This is a genomic window from Tsukamurella sp. M9C, assembly GCF_020169415.1.
Taxonomy (GTDB): Bacteria; Actinomycetota; Actinomycetes; order Mycobacteriales; family Mycobacteriaceae; genus Tsukamurella.
The window spans coordinates 233,054-257,441 of the sequence record NZ_JAIULG010000002.1 but is presented as its reverse complement, the minus strand read 5'-3'; the positions used below and the strand labels follow the sequence as shown (position 1 = coordinate 257,441).

Annotated in this window: 25 protein-coding genes and 1 tRNA gene; 20 read left to right on the top strand and 6 right to left on the bottom strand. The window is 71.5% G+C overall.

All coding sequences use genetic code 11. The features are described 5' to 3' along the window. The 3 genes from LB823_RS02530 to LB823_RS02520 all read left to right on the top strand — a co-directional run. On the top strand, positions 1 to 860 hold an 860-nt coding region (locus LB823_RS02530), incomplete at its 5' end, for a YncE family protein (RefSeq protein WP_224645183.1). 7 nt (positions 861 to 867) lie between these two features. Next, entirely contained in the window at positions 868 to 1,119 is a 252-nt protein-coding gene (locus LB823_RS02525; RefSeq protein WP_224645182.1) for a DUF5703 family protein, read from the top strand. 26 nt (positions 1,120 to 1,145) lie between these two features. Continuing rightward, positions 1,146 to 2,219 (top strand): quinone-dependent dihydroorotate dehydrogenase, encoded by a 1,074-nt coding sequence (locus tag LB823_RS02520; RefSeq protein WP_224645201.1) that lies wholly within the window; start codon positions 1,146 to 1,148, stop codon positions 2,217 to 2,219. Positions 2,220 to 2,279: 60 nt separating this feature from the next. Here the strand turns inward: LB823_RS02520 and LB823_RS02515 are convergent, their stop codons facing one another. Next, positions 2,280 to 2,813, bottom strand: a complete 534-nt coding sequence (locus LB823_RS02515) for a YbhB/YbcL family Raf kinase inhibitor-like protein (protein ID WP_224645181.1) — start codon at positions 2,811 to 2,813, stop codon at positions 2,280 to 2,282. Between the two features lie 29 nt (positions 2,814 to 2,842). After that, positions 2,843 to 4,183, bottom strand: a complete 1,341-nt coding sequence (locus tag LB823_RS02510; RefSeq protein WP_224645180.1) for a M20/M25/M40 family metallo-hydrolase — start codon at positions 4,181 to 4,183, stop codon at positions 2,843 to 2,845. Positions 4,184 to 4,286: 103 nt separating this feature from the next. Between LB823_RS02510 and LB823_RS02505 the strand changes: the two genes are divergently transcribed. After that, positions 4,287 to 4,372: transfer RNA gene (locus LB823_RS02505), tRNA-Leu, on the top strand. A gap of 41 nt (positions 4,373 to 4,413) precedes the next feature. Here the strand turns inward: LB823_RS02505 and LB823_RS02500 are convergent. After that, entirely contained in the window at positions 4,414 to 4,668 is a 255-nt protein-coding gene (locus LB823_RS02500; protein ID WP_224645179.1) for a hypothetical protein, read from the bottom strand. A 129-nt stretch (positions 4,669 to 4,797) separates the two neighbouring features. Here LB823_RS02500 and LB823_RS02495 point away from each other — a divergent pair, with 129 nt between their 5' ends. Continuing rightward, on the top strand, positions 4,798 to 5,787 hold the full coding sequence (locus LB823_RS02495) for a DUF4185 domain-containing protein (protein ID WP_224645178.1): 990 nt from the start codon (positions 4,798 to 4,800) through the stop codon (positions 5,785 to 5,787). Between the two features lie 3 nt (positions 5,788 to 5,790). Here LB823_RS02495 and LB823_RS02490 read toward each other — a convergent pair whose 3' ends face one another. Beyond that, positions 5,791 to 6,405: a TetR/AcrR family transcriptional regulator gene (locus LB823_RS02490; protein WP_224645177.1), complete on the bottom strand. Its 615-nt coding sequence runs from the start codon at positions 6,403 to 6,405 to the stop codon at positions 5,791 to 5,793. A 64-nt stretch (positions 6,406 to 6,469) separates the two neighbouring features. Here LB823_RS02490 and LB823_RS02485 point away from each other — a divergent pair, with 64 nt between their 5' ends. Both LB823_RS02485 and LB823_RS02480 read left to right on the top strand, forming a co-directional pair. Then, a complete protein-coding gene (locus LB823_RS02485) occupies positions 6,470 to 7,633 on the top strand; it encodes an MFS transporter (RefSeq protein ID WP_224645176.1) in 1,164 nt (387 codons plus the stop codon). Positions 7,634 to 7,656: 23 nt separating this feature from the next. Continuing rightward, positions 7,657 to 8,829, top strand: coding sequence for an NADH:flavin oxidoreductase (locus tag LB823_RS02480; protein ID WP_224645175.1), 1,173 nt, complete (start codon positions 7,657 to 7,659; stop codon positions 8,827 to 8,829). Between the two features lie 3 nt (positions 8,830 to 8,832). Here LB823_RS02480 and LB823_RS02475 read toward each other — a convergent pair whose 3' ends face one another. Continuing rightward, the gene (locus LB823_RS02475; protein ID WP_224645174.1) at positions 8,833 to 9,357 is read right to left on the bottom strand and encodes a gluconokinase; all 525 of its coding nucleotides are present in this window, start codon (positions 9,355 to 9,357) and stop codon (positions 8,833 to 8,835) included. Between the two features lie 112 nt (positions 9,358 to 9,469). Here LB823_RS02475 and LB823_RS02470 point away from each other — a divergent pair, with 112 nt between their 5' ends. From LB823_RS02470 to LB823_RS02440, 7 genes are all read left to right on the top strand, one after another. Continuing rightward, entirely contained in the window at positions 9,470 to 10,201 is a 732-nt protein-coding gene (locus LB823_RS02470) for a hypothetical protein (RefSeq protein WP_224645173.1), read from the top strand. 15 nt (positions 10,202 to 10,216) lie between these two features. After that, positions 10,217 to 11,683 carry an SDR family NAD(P)-dependent oxidoreductase gene (locus LB823_RS02465; RefSeq protein ID WP_224645172.1) on the top strand — a complete coding sequence of 489 codons (1,467 nt, stop codon included), beginning with the start codon at positions 10,217 to 10,219 and terminating at the stop codon, positions 11,681 to 11,683. 56 nt (positions 11,684 to 11,739) lie between these two features. Next, positions 11,740 to 12,777: a nucleoside hydrolase gene (locus tag LB823_RS02460; protein WP_224645171.1), complete on the top strand. Its 1,038-nt coding sequence runs from the start codon at positions 11,740 to 11,742 to the stop codon at positions 12,775 to 12,777. After that, positions 12,764 to 13,237, top strand: coding sequence for a DUF664 domain-containing protein (locus LB823_RS02455; protein WP_224645170.1), 474 nt, complete (start codon positions 12,764 to 12,766; stop codon positions 13,235 to 13,237). Before LB823_RS02460 ends, LB823_RS02455 begins: the two co-directional genes overlap by 14 nt. 4 nt (positions 13,238 to 13,241) lie before the next feature. Then, positions 13,242 to 13,859: an ASCH domain-containing protein gene (locus LB823_RS02450; RefSeq protein WP_224645169.1), complete on the top strand. Its 618-nt coding sequence runs from the start codon at positions 13,242 to 13,244 to the stop codon at positions 13,857 to 13,859. Between the two features lie 65 nt (positions 13,860 to 13,924). Next, a complete protein-coding gene (locus LB823_RS02445; RefSeq protein WP_224645200.1) occupies positions 13,925 to 14,191 on the top strand; it encodes a type II toxin-antitoxin system Phd/YefM family antitoxin in 267 nt (88 codons plus the stop codon). Then, positions 14,188 to 14,610, top strand: a complete 423-nt coding sequence (locus LB823_RS02440) for a type II toxin-antitoxin system VapC family toxin (protein ID WP_224645168.1) — start codon at positions 14,188 to 14,190, stop codon at positions 14,608 to 14,610. Before LB823_RS02445 ends, LB823_RS02440 begins: the two co-directional genes overlap by 4 nt. 93 nt (positions 14,611 to 14,703) lie before the next feature. On the opposite strand, the gene LB823_RS02435 is transcribed toward LB823_RS02440, so the two are convergent. Then, positions 14,704 to 16,335 carry an AMP-binding protein gene (locus tag LB823_RS02435; RefSeq protein ID WP_224645167.1) on the bottom strand — a complete coding sequence of 544 codons (1,632 nt, stop codon included), beginning with the start codon at positions 16,333 to 16,335 and terminating at the stop codon, positions 14,704 to 14,706. A gap of 182 nt (positions 16,336 to 16,517) precedes the next feature. Here LB823_RS02435 and LB823_RS02430 point away from each other — a divergent pair, with 182 nt between their 5' ends. Genes LB823_RS02430 through LB823_RS02405 form a run of 6 tightly spaced genes read left to right on the top strand, consistent with a single transcriptional unit; the run spans position 16,518 to position 24,381 of the window. Next, complete coding sequence (locus LB823_RS02430) at positions 16,518 to 17,732, top strand: acyl-CoA dehydrogenase family protein (protein ID WP_224645166.1); 1,215 nt, start codon at positions 16,518 to 16,520, stop codon at positions 17,730 to 17,732. 36 nt (positions 17,733 to 17,768) lie between these two features. Beyond that, on the top strand, positions 17,769 to 19,073 hold the full coding sequence (locus LB823_RS02425; RefSeq protein WP_224645165.1) for a styrene monooxygenase/indole monooxygenase family protein: 1,305 nt from the start codon (positions 17,769 to 17,771) through the stop codon (positions 19,071 to 19,073). A gap of 11 nt (positions 19,074 to 19,084) precedes the next feature. Next, positions 19,085 to 20,548: an amino acid permease gene (locus LB823_RS02420; protein WP_224645164.1), complete on the top strand. Its 1,464-nt coding sequence runs from the start codon at positions 19,085 to 19,087 to the stop codon at positions 20,546 to 20,548. Next, on the top strand, positions 20,545 to 21,423 hold the full coding sequence (locus tag LB823_RS02415; protein WP_224645163.1) for a Gfo/Idh/MocA family protein: 879 nt from the start codon (positions 20,545 to 20,547) through the stop codon (positions 21,421 to 21,423). The genes LB823_RS02420 and LB823_RS02415 overlap by 4 nt, the downstream gene beginning before the upstream one ends. Continuing rightward, the gene (locus LB823_RS02410) at positions 21,420 to 23,951 is read left to right on the top strand and encodes an EAL domain-containing protein (RefSeq protein ID WP_224645162.1); all 2,532 of its coding nucleotides are present in this window, start codon (positions 21,420 to 21,422) and stop codon (positions 23,949 to 23,951) included. Before LB823_RS02415 ends, LB823_RS02410 begins: the two co-directional genes overlap by 4 nt. Positions 23,952 to 24,003: 52 nt before the next feature. Next, positions 24,004 to 24,381: a hypothetical protein gene (locus LB823_RS02405; RefSeq protein ID WP_224645161.1), complete on the top strand. Its 378-nt coding sequence runs from the start codon at positions 24,004 to 24,006 to the stop codon at positions 24,379 to 24,381. Positions 24,382 to 24,388: the final 7 nt, after the last annotated feature.

Sequence of the window (24,388 nt, the reverse complement as noted above, 5' to 3'; positions counted from 1 at the left end):
CCCCCGCCGGAGTGGTCGCCCCCGCCGCCGCGGGCGAGGGCCTCGCCTTCGACGCGAAGAACCGCCGCCTGGCCGCGATCAGCGGGACCGAGATCGTGCAGTACACCGTCGACGGCGGCCTCAAGGAGGTCGGGCGGTCGAGCATGCCGGCACGGCCGAGTCAGGTCGTCGCGAACCCGGACGGCGGATTCCTGGTCGCGGCCGGCAAGCAGGTCGTCGAGCTCCCCGGAAGCGACGGCACCGTCGGCCGCGCGACCTACGACGTCGACGGCGATGTGCTCACGGTCGCCCCGTACCGCGAGGAGGGCCTCTCCGTCCTCGCCGGGACGTCGGACGGCCGGATCGTCGCGCTCGGGGCATCGTCGAACCCGAAGACCATCACCGGCCCCGTCGAGGCGAGCAAGATCCTCGTGCACGACGGCGACGTGGCTGTCGTCGACCGGCTGCAGTCCTCCGTGTCCGCGGTCGACGTCGCGGGCGGCAAGCTCGGCAAGGGCCTGCGCGTGGGCCGCGGCATCACCAACGCCGCCGTCGACCCGTACGGACGTCTGTTCGCCGTCGACACGGGGAAGAACCAGGTCATCGGCTACACGATCGAGCCGTTGATGCAGCGGTTCCTGTACCCGGAGAAGGGCTCGCCCTGGGCTGTCGACTACGACGACACCGACAAGCTGATGTGGGTCACCCGCACCGCGACGAACGAGGTGGTCGGGTACTCGCTGAACACCGGCATTCCCGAACAGCGCAAGCTGTACCCCACCGTGCGCCAGCCGAACGCGCTGGCGGTGGACGCGAAGACCGGGACCCTGTACGTGCAGTCGGCGACCGGCGCCGGCATCCAGGCGATCCCCACCCGCTAGGAGCCCCATGACCACGACCGCAGGCGCACGGGAGGGCGGCGCGTTCAGCGACGAGGAGTACGATTTCCTGCCGTTGCGATTGCCGCGGGAGGTCTCCCGCGTCACCGCGGCGATGCGCCTCGCCATCGAGGCCGAGTTCGGCGGGTGGGAGCTGTCCCGCGTGCGGCTGTACACCGACGGTTCGCGGCGGGTCCTGCTGCGCCGCAAACGCACGAAAACGTCCGGCATGCTGCCGCCGGACGCCACGAAGGGGTTGTAAACACCATGCCGGCGATGTCCCAGGCGATCTACCGGTCGCTCCTGAACGTGCTGTTCCTCGTCTCGCCCGAGCGGATCCACCACTGGGTCTTCGGTCTGATCCGGGGTACCACCGCCGTCCCGCCCGTTCGGGCCGGGATCCGACGGGGCCTCGCGCACCGGGACCCGATCCTCGAGCAGACCGTCTTCGGCGTCCGCTTCCCCGCGCCCGTCGGCCTGGCCGCCGGCTTCGACAAGAACGCCCGCGCCGTCAACGGCTGGGGCGCGCTCGGCTTCGGTTTCGCCGAGATCGGCACCGTCACCGCCCACGCGCAGCCCGGCAATCCGACGCCGCGCCTGTTCCGGCTCCCCGCCGATCGTGCCCTGATCAATCGCATGGGCTTCAACAACTACGGCGCCGGCGCCGCCGCGAACGAGCTGCGTAAGCGCGACGCCGGACCCACCGCGGTGCCGATCGGCGCGAACATCGGCAAGACCAAGGTCACCCCGCTCGAGGGCGCCGCCGACGACTACCGGATCAGCGCCATGCTGCTCGGACCGCTCGCCGACTTCATCGTCGTCAACGTCTCCTCCCCCAACACCCCGGGCCTGCGCGACCTCCAGGCCACCGAATCGCTGCGCCCCGTGCTGCAGGCCGTCGTCGACACCGTCACCGTGCCGGTGCTGGTGAAGATCGCGCCCGACCTCGCCGACGAGGACGTCGACGCCGTGGCCGACCTCGCGAAGGAGCTCGGTCTCGCCGGCATCGTCGCCACCAACACCACGATCAGCCGCGCGGGCCTGGCGACGCCGGACGCCGAGGTCGAGGCCATGGGCGCGGGCGGCCTGTCCGGCCGGCCCGTCAAGGCGCGCTCGCTGGAGGTCCTGCGGCGCCTCTCCGCCCGCGTGGGCGACGACCTGGTGCTGATCTCGGTCGGCGGCATCGAGACCGCCGACGAGGTCTACGAGCGCATCCGCGCCGGCGCCTCGCTGGTGCAGGTGTACACCCAGTTCATCTACGGCGGTCCCGCGTGGACCCGGTCCGTGCACAAGGAGCTGGCCGCACGCCTGCGCGCCGACGGCTTCGCCTCGATCTCCGAGGCGGTAGGCGTCGATCGCTGACGCCCTGATCGTACGACGAAGGCCGCGCCCGGGATCGCCGGGCGCGGCCTTCGTCCCCGGTCAGACCTGCGCGTAGGTCGCCGTGATCGAGCCGCGGGCGATGGCGGCGCCGAACAGGTTGAAGCCCAGGTAGGCGGGCGTCGCCGTGGCCGGAAGGTCCAGCTTCTCCACGCCGAGCGCGTGCACGACGAAGATGTACCGGTGCGGGCCGTGCCCGGCGGGCGGCGCGGCACCGATGTAGCGCGGCAGGCTCGCGTCGTTGTTGAGCGTCAGCGCGCCCTCCGGGAGCGAGCCCGGCGCACCGTCGCCCGCGCCGGCGGCGAGGGACGTGACAGAGGCGGGGATGTTCGCGACCGCCCAGTGCCAGAATCCGGAGGCGGTCGGTGCGTCGGGGTCGTAGCAGGTCACGGCGTAGGACTTGGTGCCCGCCGGCGCGCCGCTCCAGGACAACTGCGGCGAGACGTCCTCGCCGCCCGCGCCCATGATGCCGCTGCGGTGCGCAACGGGGAGCTCGGCCCCGTCGACGATGCTCTCGGAGGTGACGGTCAGCGCCGGAAGGGCGGGCAGCCCCGCGTACGGATCGAACGAAGTCATGGCGATTTCCTCTCGTGGTGCGCGGATCTCTAGGAGTTCATCAGGAAGTGCTCGAAGACCTGTGTACCGAACTTCAGCGCGTCGACGGGGACGCGCTCGTCGACGCCGTGGAACAGCGCCGCGAAATCCAGCTCCTCGGGCAGCTGCAGGGGCGCGAAGCCGAAGCAGCGGATCCCGAGTTTGGCGAAGGCCTTCGCATCGGTCCCGCCCGACAGCATGTACGGCACCGTGCGGCCGTCCGCGTCGAACGCGAGGATCGCGTCGTTCATGGCGTCGACGAGATCCCCGTCGAACTGGGTCTCGTACGAGTCGAGCTTGGTGATCCACTCCCGCTCGATGTCCGGGCCCAGGATCTCGTCGAGCTCCTTCTCGAACGCGGCCTGCCGGCCCGGTAGGACGCGGCAGTCGATGACGGCCTCGGCGGTCTGCGGGATGACGTTCGCCTTGTAGCCCGCCTTGAGCATGGTGGGGTTGGCGGTGTCGCGGAGCGTGGCGCCGACGATGCGGGCGAGCCCGCCGATCTTGGCGAGCTGGCCCTCGAGGTCCGGCCCGTCCAGGTCGATGTCGATCGTCGACTCCCGGTCGAGGGCGCGGAGGAACTCGATCACGCTGTCGGTCAGAACCAGCGGGAACGTATGCCGGCCGAGACGGGCGACCGCCTCCGACAGGAGGGTGACCGCGTTGTCCTCGTGCACGAACGATCCGTGCCCGGCCCGTGCCTTCGCGGTCAGGCGCATCCAGCACATGCTCTTCTCGGCGGTCTCCACGAGGTACAGGCGCTTCTTGTCGCCCGACGGGGTGTCGACGGTCAGCGAGAAACCGCCGACCTCGCCCACGGCCTCCGTGACGCCCGCGAACAGCTCCGGCCGGTGCTTGACCAGCCAGTGCGATCCCCACGTCCCTCCGGCCTCCTCGTCGGCCAGGAAGGCGAACGTGATGTCGCGCGGCGGGACCGTGCCCGTCGACTTCAGCTGGCGCGCGAGCGCGAGCATGATGCCGCACATGTCCTTCATGTCGACCGCGCCGCGGCCCCACACGTAGCCGTCCTCGACGGCGCCCGAGAACGGGTGCACGCTCCAGTCGGCGGGCTCCGCGGGCACCACGTCGAGGTGCCCGTGCACGAGCAGGGTGCCCCGCTTCGGGTTCGCGCCCTTGAGGGTCGCGAAGACGTTGCCGCGGCCGGGCTGGCCCGACTCGACGTACACGGTCTCGTACCCGACCTCCTCCAGCTGCGCCTGGACCCAGCGGGCGCACTCGGCCTCACCCTTGGTGGTCTCGAGCTCACCGGTGTTGGAGGTGTCGAATCGGATCAGGGCGCTCACGGTCTCGACGACCTCGTCGAGCGCGTTCACTGCAGTAGCCACACCCATATGAGTACCACGGACGGGCGACGACTTCGTCGCGCCCACGGTGCCCCCGACGTGCCGATTTGGTTTCCCGGGCCCCCGTGGATTACGGTTAACGAGCTTCCCAGCGCGGGTGGCGGAATGGCAGACGCGCTAGCTTGAGGTGCTAGTGTCCTACTAATGGACGTGGGGGTTCAAGTCCCCCTCCGCGCACAACGACGAAAACCCCGGCCCCGGCCGGGGTTTTCGCGTTTCTACTGGACGGGCTGCGGCGCCAGCTCGATGCGGTGCGACGGCGCCCAGACGACGTCGTCGTGCAGCGACAGGAAGCTGTACTCGACCGTCTCGGTGCCGCCCGATTCGTCGAGCCGGAGCCCCGACAGTCGCCCCGCCGCCAGCAGCCGGCCCTCGGCGTCGAAGATCCGCGCATCGCGATCGGTGACGGCGTCGTAGTCCGCGTGGAAGGCCTCGTACAGTTCGCGTCCCGTGAACGTTTCCATACCGTTCATGGTGCTCCCGTTCGCGCCCGGCCGCGACGGATTCCGCGGCGTACCGGACATTCGGAACAGTTCCCCCGAACCTGTCCCCGCACCGCCGGAGCGGCGCGCGACGACGCCCCGTCTGGCAGGCTGACGGACGTGCCCCAGTCGATCGAGCCCACCCGCCTCCGCAAGCTCCGCGACATCACGCCCGTCACCCGGTTCGGTGTCGGCGGTACCGATCTGGGCATCGCGTGCCGCGTCGGCGACGAGGTGCTCTACGTCTTCGGGGACACTTTCGAGGGGCTGAGCATCGGCGCCGGCGAGTGGCGCTCCCCCGTCGGGTTGTTCGGCGACCGCAACGGCGTCATGAGCCGCCCCGCCGGCCCCGATCCCGAGCGCGCGCGCCAGCTGCTCGACTACTCGCACGACACCGGCCGGTTCACGACGATCCTGCCCACGACGTGCATCCGGGTCGACGGGGTCCTGTACCTGCACACGATGACCATGCAGAGCCTCGACACCGTCGTGCAGACGGGCCTGTGGCGCAGCGACGACGGTGCCGCGACGTGGCGGGAGATCGCGCAGTACAACGCCGGCCACGCGGACGGCGCCTGGTGCATGTGGGCCCTGTGCCCGGCCCCGGACGGCTACACCTACAGCGTCTCCACGGGCGGCCTCACGCGCGACAAGGGCCTGCGGCTGCACCGGATGCGGACGGAAACCCTCGGCACCCTCCGCAAGGGCGTCAACGTCGAATGGGAGTCCTGGGGCTGGCGGCGGGACACGGGCTGGGCGTGGGGCAACCCGCCCACGGATCTCGCGCTCGGCCAGGGCTACGGCGAGCTCTCCCTGTCGCTGGTGGAGGACACCTGGGTGCTGACCTACTTCGACGCCACCGGCTACCGGATCGCCGCCCGGTTCGCCGACAGGATCGACGGGGTGTGGTCCGATCCGGTGACGCTGCTGCAGGGCTCGTCGTGGCAGGACGAGGACCACGCGGCGGGCCGGGTCGCCCAGCTGTACGGCGGCTACCTCGTCCCCGGCTCGACGTTGGAGTCCGCACGCCTCGTCGTCTCGCAGTGGAACACCGCGGTCGGGCACCCGTACAAGTCGATGATGTTCACCGGCGCCCTGCGCCGGCCGTGACGCTCAGCCCTCGTCGGCGAGGCGCTCCTCGATGAACCGAACCGTCTGCTCGACCAGAGGCCGCAGCGACTCCTGCACCTCGTCGTCGGAGAGCGGCCGGCCGAGGATGACGGCGCCGAGCTGCGGGATCATGAAGGGCGCGGCCTGCAGTCCGATGGCGACGTAGAGCGCGATCGCGGCGCGCAGGTCGTCTGTGCCGCCGGTGACCGCCCGCAGCCGCTCGACCTTGCGGCGGTAGAACTCCCGTCGGCCGTCGCTGAACGGCGGCCTCTCGCCCTGGTCGGCGTCGTAGTGCAGCGACTCCCACATGAGCAGCCGCACCAGCTCGGGGTCGCGGCGGTGGTGGTCGTACGCGGCCATGACGTGCTCGGTGAGCGTCTGCCCCTCGAGGAACGGGCTGTGCTCGACGTGCTCGGTGAGCGCCTTGGCCATGACGACCTCGAACAGCCCCTCCTTGCTCCCGAAGTAGCCGTAGATCCGCTCCTTGTTGACGCCGGCCTCCGCGGCGATGCGGGCGACGCGGGCACCGTCGAAGCCGCGGCGGGTGAACTCGGTGCGGGCGGCGGCGATGAGCGCCTCGCTCGTGGGCGTCGATTCGTATCCGGCGGCGTCGGTCACAGCCGACAGACTACCGCCAACCGTTCGGTTGACGCGCCAACCGTACGGTTGCTACGTTCGCCGCATGACGACGACCACCCGCTCCGACACCGCTCGTCCCGCCCTGATCCGCACCGGCGCGATCACCGCCCTCGGGGCGCTGCCGATCGTCGGACAGCTCTACGTCGTGCTGCCGCTCGCAGCCGAGATCGGGACGCTGCCCGGCGCGACGGGCTCGACGCCCGCGCTCGCCAGCACCGCCTTCGCGCTGGCCTACGCGCTAGGCATCCTCGCGCTCGGCCCCCTCGCGGACAGCTTCGGGGCGCGGCGCCTCATGGTGGCGAGCGCCGCCGCGACCGCGGTCGTGACCGCTCTTACGGCATTCGCGCCGTCGGCGTCCTGGTTCCTCGTGGGGCGCGCCGCACAGGGACTCGCGGCCGCCGCGTTCACCCCGGCCACCCTCGCCTACATCGCGCGCACCGCCCCGGCCTCGGCGCGTGTCCCGCTCAACACGGCCGCGATCGGAGCGGGCCTCGCGTCCGCGGTCGTCAGCCAGGTCGCGGCGCAGCTGATCGCGCCGGCGCTCGGCATCACGGGCGTCTTCCTGGCCTTCGCCGGCGCCGCGGCGGCCGCTGCCGTTGCGGTCCGCGCGCTGCTCCCGGGCGACGCCGCGCCCGCGGGTGCGCGGCCGTCGCCCGCTGCCGTGCACCGCGCCATCCCCGGCCTGCTCGCCCGCCCCCGGTTGGTGCTGCTCTACTGCACCGGCCTGACGTTCCTCAGCGTGCTCGTGGCGCTGTACACCGCGATCGCGGCGGACGGCCGCTGGTCCGCCACCACGCTCCTCGTCCTGCGCGCCAGCTCCCTCCCGGCGGTGCTCGTCGCGGGCGTGCTCACGCTGCGCCTGGGCGGCGTCCCGGCCCGGGCCCGGATCCTGTCCGCGGTGGCGCTCGCCGTCGCCGGGGCTCTGCTGTGCTCGGTCGGCGCGACGGTCGCGGTCGGCACGGGTCTGTTCCTCCTCGTCGGGGCGGTGGCCCTCGCTGCCCCGTCCGTGGTGGCGGAGGTGACCCGGCTCGGTGCGCCGGCGATCGGCGCCGCCGCGTCGCTCTACACCGTGGCGATCTTCGGCGGCGCGAGCCTGGGTGCGCCGCTGGACGCCCTGTTGGGCGGCGGGCTGAGCACCGTCGCGCTCGGCGGTGCCGCGGTGCTCGCCTTCGGGGGCCTGACCGCCGCGATCGCCACCCGCGAATGACCAGAACATGTTCTAATCCGGGGATGGAGGACGCCTTCGTCCCGGCCCGGCTCGGCCCCGTCGACCTGCGCAACCGGATCCTCAAGGCCGCGACCTTCGAGGGCCGCACCCCCGACGCGCTCGTGACCGACGACCTGATCGACTTCCACGCCGAGTTCGCCCGGGGCGGCGTCGGCATGACGACGGTGGCCTACTGCGCCGTCGCGCCAGAGGGCCGCACCGAGCGCCGTCAGCTCTGGATGCGGCCCGAGGCGATCCCGGGCCTGCGCCGGCTCACCGACGCCGTGCACGCCGAGGGCGCCGCGGTCTCGGCGCAGCTGGGGCACGCGGGGCCCGTCGCCGATGGGGCTCAGCACCGGCGCCCGGTGACGCCCAGCAGGATGATCAGCCCGCTCGCGCTGCGCCCGACCCTCCGTCCGGACGCGACGCACATCCGCACGCTGGTCCGGGCGCACGCCGACGCCGCTCTCCTCGCCGAGGAGGCCGGGTTCGACGCCGTGGAGCTCCACTTCGGCCACAACTACCTGATCAGCGCTTTCCTCAGCCCGCTGCTCAACCGCCGTCGCGACGCCTACGGCGGAGACCTCGCGGCCCGCGCCCGGCTCGCGCGAGAGGTCGCGGAGGCGGTGCGCGACGCCGTCGGCGGGCGCCTTGCGGTGACCGCCAAGCTCAACATGACCGACGGGGTGCCCGGCGGCCTCAGCCCCGACGACGCCCTGCGCACGGCCCGCTGGCTCGAAGCCGACGGCACCCTCGACGCCCTCGAACTCACCGCCGGGAGCTCGCTGCTCAACCCGATGTACCTGTTCCACGGCACGCCGCCGCGCCGCGAGTTCGCCGCCGCGTTCCCCAGCCCGGCGCTCCGGGCCGGGCTGCGTGCCGCCGGCCCCGTCTTCCTGCGGGAGTACCCGTACCGCCCCGCCTACCTGCTCGAGCTCGCCCGGCGGTTCCGTGCGGCCCTGGACATGCCGCTCGTCCTCCTCGGCGGGATCGCCGAGCGGACCGCGGTGGACCGGGCGATGGCCGAGGGCTTCGAGTTCGTGGCGATGGGGCGCGGCCTGCTCCGCACCCCGGACCTGGTCCGGCGCATGCAGGACGACCCGGCCGAACCCGACCGCTGCACTCACTGCAACCTCTGCATGCCCACGATCTACAGCCGCACCCGCTGCCCGGTCGCCGACGCGGAAGCCCGCTGAGCGTCAGGCGATGCCGGGGACCTCCGTCGCGGCGAAATCGGCGAGGGCCTCGGTGATGATCTGCGGGACGTCGCCGGTCACGTTCACCGTGACGCCGAACTCGTCGGGGTCCAGCGGCTCCAGGATGGCGAGCTGGGAGGCGAGCATCCCGGCCTTCATGAAGTGCCCCGCGCGGCTGCTCATGCGCTCCTGCAGCAGCTCCTCGTTGCCGGTGAGGAAGACGAAGTAGACGGACGCGCCCGCGGCGCGGATCCGGTCCCGGTACACCCGCTTGAGCGCGGAACACGCCACCACCGTGGGGCGTTCCGCGATCATCTCGTCGCGCAGGTAGGCGCCGATCGTGGCGAGCCACGGCCACCGGTCCTCGTCGGTCAGCGGCTGCCCCGCGCCCATCTTGGCGCGGTTCGCCTCACTGTGGAAATCGTCACCGTCGGCGAAGCTCCGGCCCAGGCGGGAGGCCAATTCGGCGCCTACCGTCGACTTCCCCGAGCCGGATACTCCCATCACGCAGATCTGGATCGTCGCCATCGGTCGAGTAGATCACGACCGCCCGGGCGTGCGCGGCGCAAGCGCGCACCTGCCGCCGACCGCCCCGTCGGCGGGCCACGCATAATGACCCGGTACGAGGGAGGGAGACCGGATGCCGACGTCCGTCGCGACCGCGATCGCGGTCGTGCTGCTCCTCGCTCTCGCGCTGGTCGCCACGGAGGCCTGGGCCCGCACTCGGGTGCGGGCGGAGATCCGCCGCGCCGCCACCGACCCGCTCGGCGCCGTGCCGACGGTCACCCTCGGCTCCCGTCCGATGCTGGTGCCGCTCGCACGGCACCGTCGGATCCCGAGGCTGCACGTCGACACCCACCACGCCGCGGCCGACCCGCGGGTCCTGCTGCTCACCGCCGACGCGACGGACGTGGTGCCGGGAGACGAGGCGGTGACCGTCGGATCCCTCGACGCGACCGCCGAGCTGCGACTGTCCTGGATGCGGCACCTCGTGGACACCGCCCGCGAGGAGGCCGACGACGCGGCCATCGTGGTCCGTTCCCTCACGCTGCTCCCGCGCCGCCGCTCGGTGTCGGTCACCGTCGGGCTGCCCGTCGCCTTCGGCCTCGGCGTGGACGTACGGGTCGTCGTGGCGGTGTCGGTGCGGGACGGCCGGGTCGCGTTGCGCGCCACGGACCTGTCGATGCCGGTCAGCGTCGTGCCCGTGCCGATCCCGATAGCCTGGGCGATCGACTCCTGGATCACCGCGCTGCGGGCGCGGATCGTGCCGGCGGCCGTCGACGCGCTGACGATCACCGACATCCGCTGGTCCGAGGACGCGGTCGTGGTCGACCTCACGGCGCACGAGGCGACGGTGCCCCTCGGGCGATGAGGGACAATCGTCCCCATGCCCGATACCACCGCCCCGATCTCAGCGGACGACCTCGCCGCGTTCCACCGCGTGCTCGAGGCCGCCGCGCACCTCGACGACGGCGATCCGCAGTCCGTCGAGGTGCAGCGCGCCGTCGGGCACATGTTCAAGCTGCTCAAGCGCGAGCGCCGCAAATCCGCCCGCGCCAAGGTCAAGGACGCCGACCGCGACGTCCTCGAACGCACCGCCACCGGCAACGCCGAACGCATCGACGACGAGACGGCCGGAATCCTGCTGACCACGCCCACCGTCGGCGACAGCGCGGGCGAGCTGCTGCGCCCGCAGAGCTGCTACATCTGCAAGCAGCCGTACACGCGGATCGACGCCTTCTACCACCAGCTGTGCCCGGAGTGCGCCGCCTTCAGCCACGGCAAGCGCGACGCCACCACCGACCTCACCGGCCGCCGCGCCCTGCTCACCGGCGGGCGCGCCAAGATCGGCATGTACATCGCGCTGCGCCTGCTGCGCGACGGCGCCGACCTCACCATCACCACCCGGTTTCCCACGGACGCGGCCCGCCGCTTCGCCGCCCTCGCCGACAGCGCCGAGTGGCTCGACCGGCTCCACATCGTCGGGATCGACCTGCGCGACCCGTCGCAGGTCAGCGCCCTCGCCGACGCCGTCGCGGCGCGGGGCCCGCTCGACATCATCATCAACAACGCCGCGCAGACGGTGCGCCGCTCCCCCGGCGCCTACTCGGCGCTGGTCGAATCCGAGGCGGGCGACGTGCCGCCCGAGCTCGCGAACCGGATCATCCGGTTCGGCCGGGCCAGCTCCGCGCACCCCGCCGCGCTCACGGAGGCCCTCGACGGGCACACCGGCGGCGTCTCCGGCGATCTGGCCGCGCTCGACCCCGCGGCGCTCACCGCGCTGGCGCTGCGCGGCGGCTCGTCGTCGGCCGCACGCATCGAGGATGGCACCGCCATCGACGCCGGCGGGCTCCTGCCCGACCTCGTGCACACCAACTCGTGGGTGCAGACCGTCGAGGAGGTCGAGCCCCTCGAGCTGCTCGAGGTGCAGCTGTGCAACTCCGTGGCGCCGTTCATCCTCATCTCGAAGCTGCGCCCCGCACTGGCCGCGTCGCCCGCGCGGCGCAAGTACGTCGTGAACGTCTCGGCCATGGAGGGCCAGTTCGGCCGCGGCTACAAGGGCCCCGGCCACCCGCACACCAACATGGCCAAGGCGGCGCTCAACATGCTCACCCGCACCTCCAGCGGCGAGATGCTGGAGCAGGACGGCATTCTGATGACCGCCGTCGACACGGGCTGGATCACCGACGAGCGGCCGCACCACACCAAGATGCGGCTCGCCGACGAGGGCTTCCGGGCCCCGCTCGACCTGGTCGACGGTGCCGCCCGCGTCTACGACCCGATCGTCCAGGGCGAGAACGGCGTCGACCTCTACGGCTGCTTCCTCAAGGACTACAAGCCCTCGCCGTGGTGACGGCCGGCCCGCCGCCGCGGTGAAACCCGTCAGCGGCGGGCGCTAGGGTCGACGGCGTGGCGGAAACGAAGGTCCTGTTCGACTGCGACACGGGCGTCGACGACTCCCTGGCCCTGCTGTACCTGCTGAGCAAGCCCGGAGTGGACCTGCTCGGCATCGTGTCCACGGCCGGCAACGTGCCCGCGCCGCAGGTCGTGGAGAACAACCTGGGCTGGCTGGAGCTGCTGGGCCGCACCGACATCGAGGTCTTCCCCGGTTCCGACGCGCCGCTGTCGACGCCGCTGATGACCACCGAGGAGACCCACGGCCCGTTCGGCGTCGGCTACGCCGAGCTGCCGACGCCGACCCGCGGACCGTCGGAGATCTCGGGCCCGCAAGCCTGGTCCGACCTGACCCGCGCCCACCCCGGCGAGGTGGTCGCCCTCGTGACCGGGCCGTGCACCAACCTCGCGCTCGCCGTGCGCGACGACCCGGGGATCCTCACCCGCCTGCGCCGCCTCGTCATCATGGGCGGCGTCTTCTGGCACCCCGGCAACACGACGCCCACCTCGGAGTGGAACGTCGCAGTCGATCCCGAATCGCTGTGGGAGGTGCTGCGCGCCTACGGCGAACTCGACGGCACCGGCACCCCGTTGCCGATCCTGTGCCCCCTCGACCTCACCGAGACCATCGAGCTCACGCCGGACCACCTGCTGCGCCTCGCCGACGCCGCCGGGAGCGCCCCGGCCGAGTGCCTCGCCCCCGAGGACGCCGACGGGACGCGGTCGGCCGCGAGCAATCCCGTGGTCCGGGCCACCTCGGACGCCGTGCGGTTCTACTTCGAGTTCCACCGCGATCACGACCTCGGCTACATCGCGCACATGCACGATCCGTTCGCCGCGGCCGTCGCGCTCGACCCGTCGATCGTGGAGACCCGCGCCTACCCCGTGGACGTGGAGCTCACCGGTTCGCTGACCCGGGGCACGACGGTCGCGGACGTGCACGGCGCGTGGAACCGCCCCGACACGGCGCAGGTCGCCGTCGCCACCGACCAGGCGGCCTTCTTCGACGACCTCCTCGACTCGATCGCAGGGCTGGCCCGTGGCCGCGACTGAGGCGCAGATCGCGGCGTTCCTCGACGTCGCCGCGGAGACCCTGGACACGATCGACCGCGTACTCGACGATCTCGACGACACGACCGTCAACGCCGTTCCGCCGGTCCCCGGGGTGAATTCGGTGTTCGCCCTCGTGACGCACGTCGGCGGGGCGGTGGGCTACTGGGGCGGCTCGCTCATGGCCGGCGAGGACATTCCCCGCGACCGGTCGTCGGAGTTCCACGCGACCGGCACCGTCGACCGGGCCCGGACGATCGTCGCGAAGCTGCGCGACGACCTGCCGCGGTGGGCCGCGGTGGCCGCCACCGGGATCCGCAATCCCGGTGCCACCGGCACCACGCGGCGCAACGCCGCCACCGCGACGCCGGAGTGGGTGCTGACGCACATGCTCCGCGAGCTGACCCAGCACACCGGACACATGGAGATCTGTCGCGACGTCGTCGCGCGGCGCGCAGACTGAAGCCATGCTCATTCCGAAGGCGATCGCCGAGGGCGTCCGCGACGGCCGCGTCACCACACAGTACCGCCGCTGGGACACCCCGCGCGTGAAGGTCGGCGGCACCCAGCTCACCCCGGCAGGCGTGCTGCGGTTCACCCGCGTCACTCGCGTGCCGGACGTGGAGAAGATCTCCGATCGCGCGGCGCGGGCGGCGGGCGTCAAGGACGCCGCCGCACTCCGGAAGCTGCTGACGCCCCGCGACCCCGACGCGCCTCGCCGAGAGCGCTCCGCGCGGGGCGGCGAGCACGTCTACCGCGTCCACCTGGAATGGGCCGGCGAGGACCCGCGCCTCGCCCTGCGGGAGGAACTCCCGGACGACGCCGAGCTCGCGGCCATCGCGAAGCGCCTCGCGCGGCTCGACGCCCGCGAGACCGGGCCGTGGACCCGCGACATCCTGGAGTGGATCCGCGACCACCCGCACGTCGTCTCCAAGGAGCTCGCCGCCGAACGCGGCGTCGAGCTGCTGCCCATGAAGGCCGACATCCGCAAGCTCAAGGGGATGGGCCTGACCATCAGCCACGAGGTCGGCTACGAGCTCTCGCCCCGCGGCGCCGCATACCTGGACTGGTTGGCAACCCAGTAGCTAACGGGCTTCGTCGAGCGTAGCTTGGTAGGCACTTACCTACCAGGAGGTGCGCGGTGACTGACATGGTGAACAGGTCGATATCCGCCCGCGACTTCAACCGTGACGTCAGCGCGGCGAAGCGGGCCGCTGATGAGGCGCCGGTGTTCATCACCGACCGAGGGGAACCCGCGTACGTGTTGATGTCGATTGCGGCTTATCGGCGTCGGGAGGAGCCGCCGATGAACCTAGCTGACGCCCTCGCGATGAAAGGACCGGTGGATCCCGACCTGGACCTCGAGTTCGAGACGGGCCTCATCGATTGGACGCCCCGCGAAGTCGACTTATCGTGAGCTACCTCCTCGACACCAATGTCCTCAGCGAACTGCGCCGCCCGGCCCTCGCGGATCCGCGTGTCGTGAGGTGGGCGCAGGGGCAGGACGCTTCGCGCCACTTCATCAGCGTGCTCACGGTGATGGAGATCGAACGCGGAATCGTCAAGAAGGAACGCACGGACGCCCCAGCAGGCGCGGTTCTACGGAAGTGGTTCGACGACGACGTTCTCGCCAGGTTCGCAGAACGTACGATTCCGGTGGATCGCCTGATCGCTCGCCTGAGTGCCCAGCTTCGATCGCCGGACCCTCTACCTGGGAACGACTCCATCATCGCAGGCACCGCGATCATGCACGGTCTGACCGTTGTCACCCGCAACACCAAGCATTTCGAGCCCACTGGCGTGCCACTGGTCAACCCGTGGGAGTTCACGGGCTGACCAGTGATCCGCGAGCGTGTTCGGCGCACTGTCCGTATCGGACGGAATCGGAGAGTCGCTCGTAGAACAAGGCCCGCTCGGCGGCAACCCGTCCTACGCGGGTTGCTCCGATTCCGCGGCGTCCTCGGCGGTGGTCTTGGCCCAGCGGTAGTCCGCCTTGCCCGCCGGGGTGCGCTTGACCTCGTCGACGAAGACGACGGTGCGGGGCACCTTGTAGCCGGCGAGCTCGCCGCGGGCGAAGGTCTGCACGTCCTCGATCGAAGGGCGCTCCTGGCCCGCCGCGACGGAGATGACCGCCGCGACGCGCTGCCCGTAGCGGGCGTCCGGCACGGGCACGACGAGGGCGTCGGCGATCGCGGGGTGTCCGTGCAGGGTGGCCTCGACCTCTTCGGCGTAGACCTTCTCGCCACCCGTGTTGATGCACTGGCTGCCGCGTCCGAGGAAGACGATGCCGCCGTCCTCGGCCGGGTAGCCCATGTCGCCGAGCACGGAGATCCGGCGCCCGTCGGGCAGCGTCGGGAAGGTGCGCGCCGACTTCTCGGGATCGTTGTAGTAGCCCAGCGGCACGTTGCCGACGCGGGCGATGTACCCCACCTGGCCGGTCTCGGTGATCTGCTCGAAGGACTCGTCGACCACCATCATCTTGTCGGTGGGCGGCGCGTGCAGGTTGCCGTTCTCGTCGAGCGTCATCACCCCGTCGTTGCCGGACTCGGAGGCGCCGAAGTTGTCGCGCAGGATCAGCTCGGGCTTGATCGCGGCCATCCGGTCGCGGACGTGCTTGGACCAGATCGCACCGCCCGACGTGATCGAGAACAGCGACGAGAAGTCCGCGGTGTCCTTCTGCTTCTCCATCTCCTCGACCAGCGGGATGCCCATCGCATCGCCCACGATGAGGATCGTCTGCGTCTGGTCGCGCTTGATGTTCCGGACGATCTGCTCGGCCTTGAAGTCCCGCTCGAGGATGATCCGGGAGCCGAGCACGAAGAACGTGAACAGGGAGTAGGCGGCGGCGCCGTGCATGAGCGGCGCGGCCACGAGGAAGGCGAGCGGCGGGAACTGCTTCGCCCCCTCGCCCACCTCGTCGAGGTTCTGCCGCGGCTCGCCGCCGTAGGGCACGCCGGCGGAGAGCGGCTTGCGGAAGAAGTCGTCGTGCTGCCACACGACGCCCTTCGGGTAGCCGGTGGTGCCGCCGGTGTAGATGATGTAGTGCTCCTCGCCGGTGCGCTCCTCGAAGTCGCGCGCCGTCGACTGGGCCGCAGCGTCGGCGAAGGGCACCAGGGCGACGCCCTCGGCACCGTCGACCGCGGCGGTGAGGGCCGGATCGGCCTCGCCGATCACGAACACGGTCCGCAGCTCGGGCAGCGCCGGGATCAGTCCGGCGAGCGTGCGCTGGTGCTCCGGCAGCTCGACGATGATCCCGCGCGCGTCGGAGTTGGTGAAGATGTACTCGAGCTCGGTCGCGGTGTACCGGTAGTTGACGTTGACCGGCACCGCGCGGATCTTGATGAGCGCCAGCAGCGATTGCACGTGCTCGACGCTGTTCTTGAGGAACAGCGCGACGTGGTCGTACGCGCCGATACCGTTCGCGGCGAACAGGTGCGCCACCTGGTTCGCCTGCCCGTCCATCTCCGCGTACGAGGTCTGATCGCCCTCGAAACTCAGCAGGATCCGTTCCGGAACCGCGTCGACGACCGCCTCGAAGACATCGGCGAGGTTGAACTTCATGCGCACTCCTGTTCCTGACCTGCGAAGCGCTTCAGCTCAGCAGAACGTGTTCTAGTTGTAACAGGTTCTACCGCATCGCGGGGCGGAATCGGACGCGAAACACCCCACGATCATCCGTGAATAACGTTCACGGCGCGGGGAATCCTCGCCAGCAGATCGTTCGCAGACCACAGTTGTCGGCCATGACCACCTCGCTGACGCCCCCGAAGACCGACGCCGAGCTCGACGCGAACCTCGGCCCCGTGTACGCCCGGATCGCGGAGGGCGCCGTCGCCCGCGAGCGCGACCGCGAGCTCGTGCACGAGCCGATCGCGCGGCTCAAGGAGGCGGGTTTCACCGCCCTGCGCGTACCGCAGGAGCTCGGCGGCGGCGGCGTGACGCTGCGGCAGTTCTTCCGGCAGCTCATCAACCTGGCGGCCGCCGACTCCAACATCCCGCAGGCGCTGCGCGTGCACGTCAACTTCGTCGAGGACCAACGGCTCGCGAACACCCCCGCGGGCGACGCGTGGCTACGGGCCGCGGCCGACGGCACCGTCGTCGGGAACGCGATCACCGAGCCCGGCGCGGGCTCCGTCGGGGGCTACGCCACCAAGCTCACCGCGAGCACCGACGGCGGCTACCGCCTCACCGGCACCAAGTTCTACTCGACCGGCTCGCTCTACGCCGACGAGATCCTGGTGGCCGCCGACCTCGACGGCGAGCGCGTCGGCGTCCTCGTCGACGCGGACGCGCCGGGCGTCGAGCGGGTGGACGACTGGAACGGCTTCGGGCAGCGCCTCACCGCGAGCGGCACCACCGTCTTCACCGACGTCGCCGTCCCCGCGGACCGGCTGCTCGGCCCCGGCTACGGCGCGCCGGGCGCCACGTACGCGACCTCCTACCTGCAGCTGGTGCAGCTCGCGGGCCTCGCCGGCATCGCGCAGCGCGCCACCGACGACACCGTCGCCTGGGTGCAGGCCCGCACCCGCACGTTCTCGCACGCCGCCGCCGACCTGCAGCGCCACGATCCGCTCGTGCAGCAGGTGATCGGCCGGCTCTCCAGCGCCGCGTGGTCCGCGAAACAGTCCGTGCTCGCCGTCGCCGACGTGCTCGACGACGTCCTGGCGGACCGTCGGGTGCACGAGGACCTGGTGCCGGAGGCCGAGCTGGCCGCCGCGCACGCGCAGCTCGCCGTCATCGACACGGTCCTCAAGGCCACCACCGAGCTGTTCGAGGTGGGCGGCGCGTCGATCGTCGACGCCGACCTGCGCCTCGACCGGCACTGGCGCAACGCCCGCACCCTGGCGGTGCACAATCCCGCGATCCAGAAGGCCCGCGCCATCGGCGATCTCCTGCTCAACGGCGCCGACCTGCCCTACGCGTGGAACGCGGGCGCCCGCACCGCCTCCACCTCCTAGTCCCACCCCCATGTCCGACCACCGAAAGGCACGACCATGACCCAGGCACGCATCGCCATCATCGGCGCCGGAGTGGTGGGAGCCACCGCCGCGCTCGTCCTCGCCCGCGCCGGCCACCCTGTCGACCTCTACAGCGACCGCACGGCCGAGCAGCTGCGCGACGAGGTCCCCGCGACCGGCACCGCCGTCCTCTTCGGCCACTCCCGGGACGTCGACCACACCCTCGTCGAGGAGCTCTATCCCGACGCCCCGCTCTCGACCGGCATGAACACCCGCCTCAACACCGGTGCGCCGGGCGCACTGGAGCAGGTGCTCGCCTTCGACCCGGACTTCACCTACACCGCCGCCGGTATCGACGTGCGCCTGCGCGCCTACGACCGGATCCGCCTGTTCGAGCAGGCCGGCGGCGACTTCCAGGTCGAGACCGTCACCCCCGAGAACCTCGACGCCATCGCCGCTGCGCACGATCTCACGCTGATCTCCACCGGCAAGGGCGGCCTGTCGGGCCTCTTCCCGGTCGACGAGGCGCGCACCGTCTACCGCTCGCCCCAGCGGCACCTCCTGGCCGCCGCGTTCACCGGGCTCGGTCACGGCGACGACGTCTTCACGGCGCGCGGGCACGGCGCGGGCAAGCACAACGTCTTCAACCTGCACACCGACCACGGCGAGATCTGGATCGGGCCGTACTGGCACAAGGACGCGGGCGCGACGTGGAGCGTGCTCGGGTTCGCCAAGCCCGACGGTGACTGGGTGCAGCGGTTCGGCGAGGTGACCGACGCGCAGAGCGCCCTCGAGGTGGTGGTCAGCGTCTACCGCGACTACTTCCCCGACGACCTGCCCGACATCGAGAAGCTCCGCGTCATCGACGAGGACAAGCATTCGTGGCTGCGCGGCGCCGTCACCCCGACCGTGCGGCAGGGCGTCGGCCACACCCGCGGCGGCCGCCCCGTCCTCGCGCTCGGCGACTCCGCGATCGCCTTCGACCCGATCGCCGGGCAGGGCGCGCAGACCGGGCTGATCCAGGTGGCGGCGCTGGTCAAGGCCATCGAGGCGCGCGGCTCGGACTTCACCGCCGAATGGATCACGGACCAGTTCGACCGGCACTGGGAGGAGCGCGGTCACGCCGCGGCCGAGGTCACCCGCCTGTTCCTGGGCGATCCGGACTACGCCTTCGCCGCGGGCCTGCTGTTCGCGGGCGCGGTCGCCGATGACGCCGTGGGCGCCGCGCTGTTCGGGCTCCTTTCCGAGCCCGCGCCGATCCTCGACTTCCGCACGGAGGCCGATGTCGAGCGCTTCATCGAGGACGCCAAGACCACTGCGGAGGCGTACGAACGGGTGTAGCGTCCCGCGGAATGGACATCCTGCGGACCAAACCTCTCGCCAGGATCAAGGCCGACGGGGCCGCCGAGGGCGGACTCCGCCGCGATCTGCGGCTCATCGACCTCATCGGCTTCGGCGTCGGCATCGTGATCGGGACCGGCATCTTCACCCTGACCGGCGTACAGGCCAAGGTGAACGCCGGTCCCGGGATCGCGATCTCCTTCATCGTGGCCGGCGTGGTCAGTCTTTTCGCGGCCCTCTGCTACGCCGAGTTGGCGTCCGCGGTCCCGACGGCCGGCAGTGCGTACACCTACGCCTACGCGACCATCGGCGAGGTCTTCGCCTGGATCATCGGCTGGGACCTGCTGCTCGAGTTCGGGCTCGGTGCCGCGGTCGTGTCCCGCAGCTGGTCCGGCTACCTGGCGGACCTGTTCGGGCTACCGCCCGAGTGGTTCACCGAGGAGGCGCCGGTCAACATCGGCGCGATCCTGGTCATCGTCGTCCTCGGCGTGGTCGCCACCGTCGGCATCCGGGAATCCGCCCGGGTGACCAACCTGCTGGTGCTGGTCAAGGTCGCGATCTCGGTCTTCGTGGTGATCGTCGGCGCCTTCTTCATCACCCGCTCGAACCTCGTGCCCTTCATCCCCGACTCGGTGCCGGCGGAGTCGGGCGGCGACGCTCTGGACCGGCCGCTCATCGAGACCATCCTCGGCGGGGCGCCGTCGCACTTCGGCGTCGCGGGCATCCTCACCGCCGCCGCGGTCGTCTTCTTCGCCTACACCGGCTTCGAGGCGGTCGCCAACCTCGGCGAGGAGTCCCGCCGGCCCGAGCGCGACATGCCGCGCGCACTGATCGGGACGCTCCTCGCCTGCACCTTGCTCTACGTCCTCGTTTCGGTGGTGCTGACCGGCATGGTCAAGTACACCGACATCGACTCCAGCGCCCCGCTGTCCAAGGCCTTCGACGTGGTCGGCGCGTCCTGGGCCGGCGACCTCGTGGCGATCGCCGCGGTCGCCGGACTCACCTCGGTGATCCTCGTCGAGCTGGTGACGATGGGCCGGATCGGCTACGCCATGGGCCGTGACGGCCTCATCCCGCCGTCGGTCGCGAAGGTCTCGCCGAAGTTCGGCACCCCGACTCGGCTCACCGTGATCATCGTGATCGTCTGCGCCCTCATGGGCGGTTTCATCCCGATCGAGGCGCTGTCCGAGATGGTCAGCATCGGCGCGCTCTTCGCCTTCCTCCTGGTCTCGCTCGCGGTGCCGATCCTGCGTCGCACCAAGCCGGATCTGAAGCGCCCGTTCAAGGTTCCCTTCTCCCCCGCCATCCCCGTCCTGTCCGGGCTGGCCTGCGTCTACCTCATGCTCAATCTCGCGGTCGCGACCTGGCTGCGCTTCCTCGTCTGGTTCGCGCTCGGGGTCGCCATCTACCTCCTCTACGGTCGGCGCCACTCCGTGTTGGGCAGGGAGGCCGCCGTGGCAGACTCTGACGAATGACGATGCGTATCGGTCTGGTCGGAGCCGGCCCCTGGGCGCGGGAGACGCACGCGCCGGCACTCGCGGCGCACCAGGACATCGATTTCGTGGGCGGCTGGGCCCGCGATCCCGCGGCCGCGGCGGAGGTCTTCCCGCGGGCGTTCGCCTCGCCCGCTGAGCTGTTCGACGCCGTTGACGCGGTCTCCTTCGCGGTGCCACCGAACGTGCAGGCCCCGCTCGCGGCGGAGGCGGCGCGGGCCGGGAAGCACCTCGTGCTCGACAAGCCCATCGCATTCGACGTCGAGGGCGCAGTAGCTCTGACGGAGACCGTTGAGGCCGCAGGCGTGCGGTCGATCATCGCCTTCACTCGCCGGTTCGCGCCGGAGACGAGGGAGTTCCTCGCCCGAGCAGCCGAGCTCGAGCCCATCGCGGCCGAGGCCCAGTGGCTCTCCGGCGCCGCACTCGCCGGTAGATTCGCCGCGTCGGCCTGGCGACAGGAGCAAGGCGCACTCTTCGACGTCGGCCCGCACGTCCTCGATCTTCTCGACGCAGTCGCGGGGCCGATCACCGGGGTGGACGCCGCGCGGTACGACCCCGCCAGCGACACGTGGACCGCGCAACTGGCCCACGCCGGAGGCACGGCGTCGACCGCGTCGCTGTCGCTGCGCACTCCGGTCGAGCCGACCATCGTGCGGGTGGCCGCACACTCCGCGCGCGGCGCGGTCGTGCTCGACAATCGCGGCACCTCGGCGATCGAGTGCTTCCGCGTCCTGCTCGACGAGTTCCTCGCGTCGATCGCCGCGGGTGTCGACCATCCCCTCGGAGTGTGCCGCGGGCTGGACCTGCAACGTGTGATCGCTCTCATTCAGGCTGCCACCGCACCCACCGCCCAGTGAGCGACACGCCGTTCCCGCAGGCCGCGGGATCCGGCGTGCCGTCCTCGGACCTGGCACGCGCCTTCATCGACCGGTCCCTCGACGGCTTCTTCGTCCACGACGAGGACGGCAGGCTGGTCGCGGTCAACGACGCCGCCTGCACGAGTACGGGCTACACCCGCGCCGAGCTCCTGCGCATGAACGCCCTGGACATCGTGCAGGTCACGGTCAGCGAGGCGCGCCACAACTGGGAGCTCGCGCTGGCGGGCACGATGCAGGTGATCCCCGCGATGCATCGCCGCAAGGACGGCAGCACCTTCCCCATCGAGGCCCATCTCTTCTTCCACGAGATCGACGGTCGCCGGTACATCGCGGGCCTCACCCGCGACATCTCGGAACGCGTCGCGTCCGTCCGGGCGATGAGCGACGCCCAGCGCCGGCTCGAGGAGCGCGCCGTGGAATCGGCGCACCACTCGGAGCGAGTCGCGGGACTGCTCCAGGCCGTCATCGACGCCGCGCCTGACCTCGTCTACATCAAGGACCGCCAGGGCCGGTATCAGTACATCAACTCCGCCGTCGCCGAACTCGCCGGGATCTCCCCGGTCCTGGCGATCGGCTCCGACGACACGGTCGTCTTCCCCGCCATCGCGGAGACCCTCATGGGCACGGACGAGGAGATCATGCGGTCCGGCATCGGCCACGAGGTCGAGGAGTACCCCGAGGTCGACGGCGAGCTCCGCACCTACCTCTCGAACAAGGCACCGTACTGGGACGCCGACGGGAAGGTGGTGGGCCTGATCGGCATCTCGCGCGACATCACCGCGGCGCGACGCGACCAGGCCCTGCTCCGCCACGCGGAGGCGCGCTGGCAGTTCGCGATCGACGGTGCCGGCGACGGCATCTGGGACTGGAACGTTCGCTCGGGCACCGTCTTCTACTCGCAGCAGTGGAAGGCGATGCTCGGCTACTCGGCCGAGGACGTGGGCGAGACCGTCGCGGACTGGGCCGAGCTCGTGCACCCCGACGACTACCAGCGGTCCTGGGCCCTGGTCCAGGGCGTGGTGCGCGGCGAGACCGCCGAGTTCTCGGTCGAGCACCGCATGCGGACCAAGGACGGCAGCTGGCGCTGGATCCACGACCGCGGGCGCGCGATGGAGACCGGGCCCGACGGGCTGCCGACGCGCCTGATCGGCACGCACACCGACGTCACCGAGCGGCGCCGCGCCGAGTCCGAGATCCGGGAGCTCAACCGCCGCCTGCGCTGGCGTGCCGACCACGACGACCTCACCGGGCTGCTCGGCCGGGCGGGGTTCATCGAGCGCGCCACGGAGGTCGTCGAACAGCGGCGTGCCGACGGCGGGGCCCTCGCCGTGCTCTGGATCGACCTCGACTCCTTCAAGCGGATCAACGACTCCCTCGGCCACAAGCTCGGCGACCAGGTGCTGCAGGTCGTCGCCCGACGACTGCAGTCGGCGAGCCTGCCCACGGACCTCGTCGCCCGCCTCGGCGGCGACGAATTCGTCGTGCTGCGCCCCCGGGTGGATGCGGCTCGACGGACACCGGACTGGGCGGAACGGGTCCGGGCCGCCATGGCGAAGCCCGTGGAGGTCGACGGCCTGCAGCTGACCGTCACCTGTTCGATCGGCCTCGTCGAATCGGGGGCCGCAGACGACGGCATCACGCAGCTGCTGATCGACGGCGACCTGGCGCTGCTCCAGGCCAAGCGCGACGGGCGCAACCGCATCGTGCAGCACTCCGTCGGGCTGCACGCCCCGCAGCAGGAACGGGTGGCGCTCGCGACCCACATCCGGTCGGTGATCGGCCGTGGCGACGTGATCGTCCGCTATCAGCCGGTCGTGGACCTCGCGACCGGCGCGATGGTGGGCGCGGAGGCCCTGGCCCGGATGCCCGGCCCCGACGGCGACGAGCTGGCTCCGGCGGGCTTCCTCCCGCATCTGGAGGCCCTGGGCATGCTCCCCGACCTGGCGCGGATCGTGCTGGACCGTGCCTGCGCCGATTTCGCCGTGGCACCGGAACTGGGCTGGGTCTCGGTGAACCTGGCGTCGGAGGACCTCGCGGACCCGCAGTTGCCGCACGTCATCGAGACCGCGCTGACCCGGTCGGGACTGGACCCGGCGCGGCTGATCCTCGAGATCAACGAGCGGGTCGTCCCTGAACGGCACGTCCTGGCCGCCACGCACCGCCTCATCGAGCTCGGCATCCGGATCGCGTTGGACGACTTCGGCACAGGCTGGTCGAGCCTCGCGCAGCTGCGGGACCTGAACCTGGCGCTGGTGAAGATCGACCGGTCCGTGGTCACCGCCTCGACGGGCCACGACGATCCGCAACTCGAGGCCATGCTGGACGCCGCGGTCGCCATGGCCCGGGCCCTCGATCTCGACGTCATCGCGGAGGGCATCGAGTGCCCCGCGGAGTCCACGGCGCTCGCCGCCGCCGGCGCCCACTTCGCGCAGGGCTTCCTGTGGTCCCGGGCGGTGGACCTGGACCACCTGCGACAGTGGGCGGTGCGGGGCGGCGAGGACGCCTGACGACCGGGGTCGATGGGGCCGCCCGCCCGCCGTCCGGCGCTACCCTGGGGGCATGACGCACCCCGGCGACCCCGCGCAGCCCCCGGCCCCCGAGCCGACGCCCACCGAACCGGCCGCCACCGAACCGGCTCCCGGAGCGTCGGAGCCGATCGAGGCCGAGTTCGTCGACCTCCCGCCGAGCGGGCCGGTCGCACCGTCATACGAGCAGGTCACCGGCTACACCACCGCCGGCGTTCCCACCTTCGACCACGTGCGGGAGAAGATCGAGCGCCGCACGACCACCGCGCTCGGCGCCGAGGAGCTCGCGCACGGCACCTCCGCCGGGCGGGACGCCGCCCGCGCCTTCGAGGAGCGGGAGAAGGCGGCGAAGGCGAAGCTCGACGAGATCCGCCGGTCCCTGGGCTCGCCCGCGGCGCCCCCGGAGGCGTAGCGGCGCA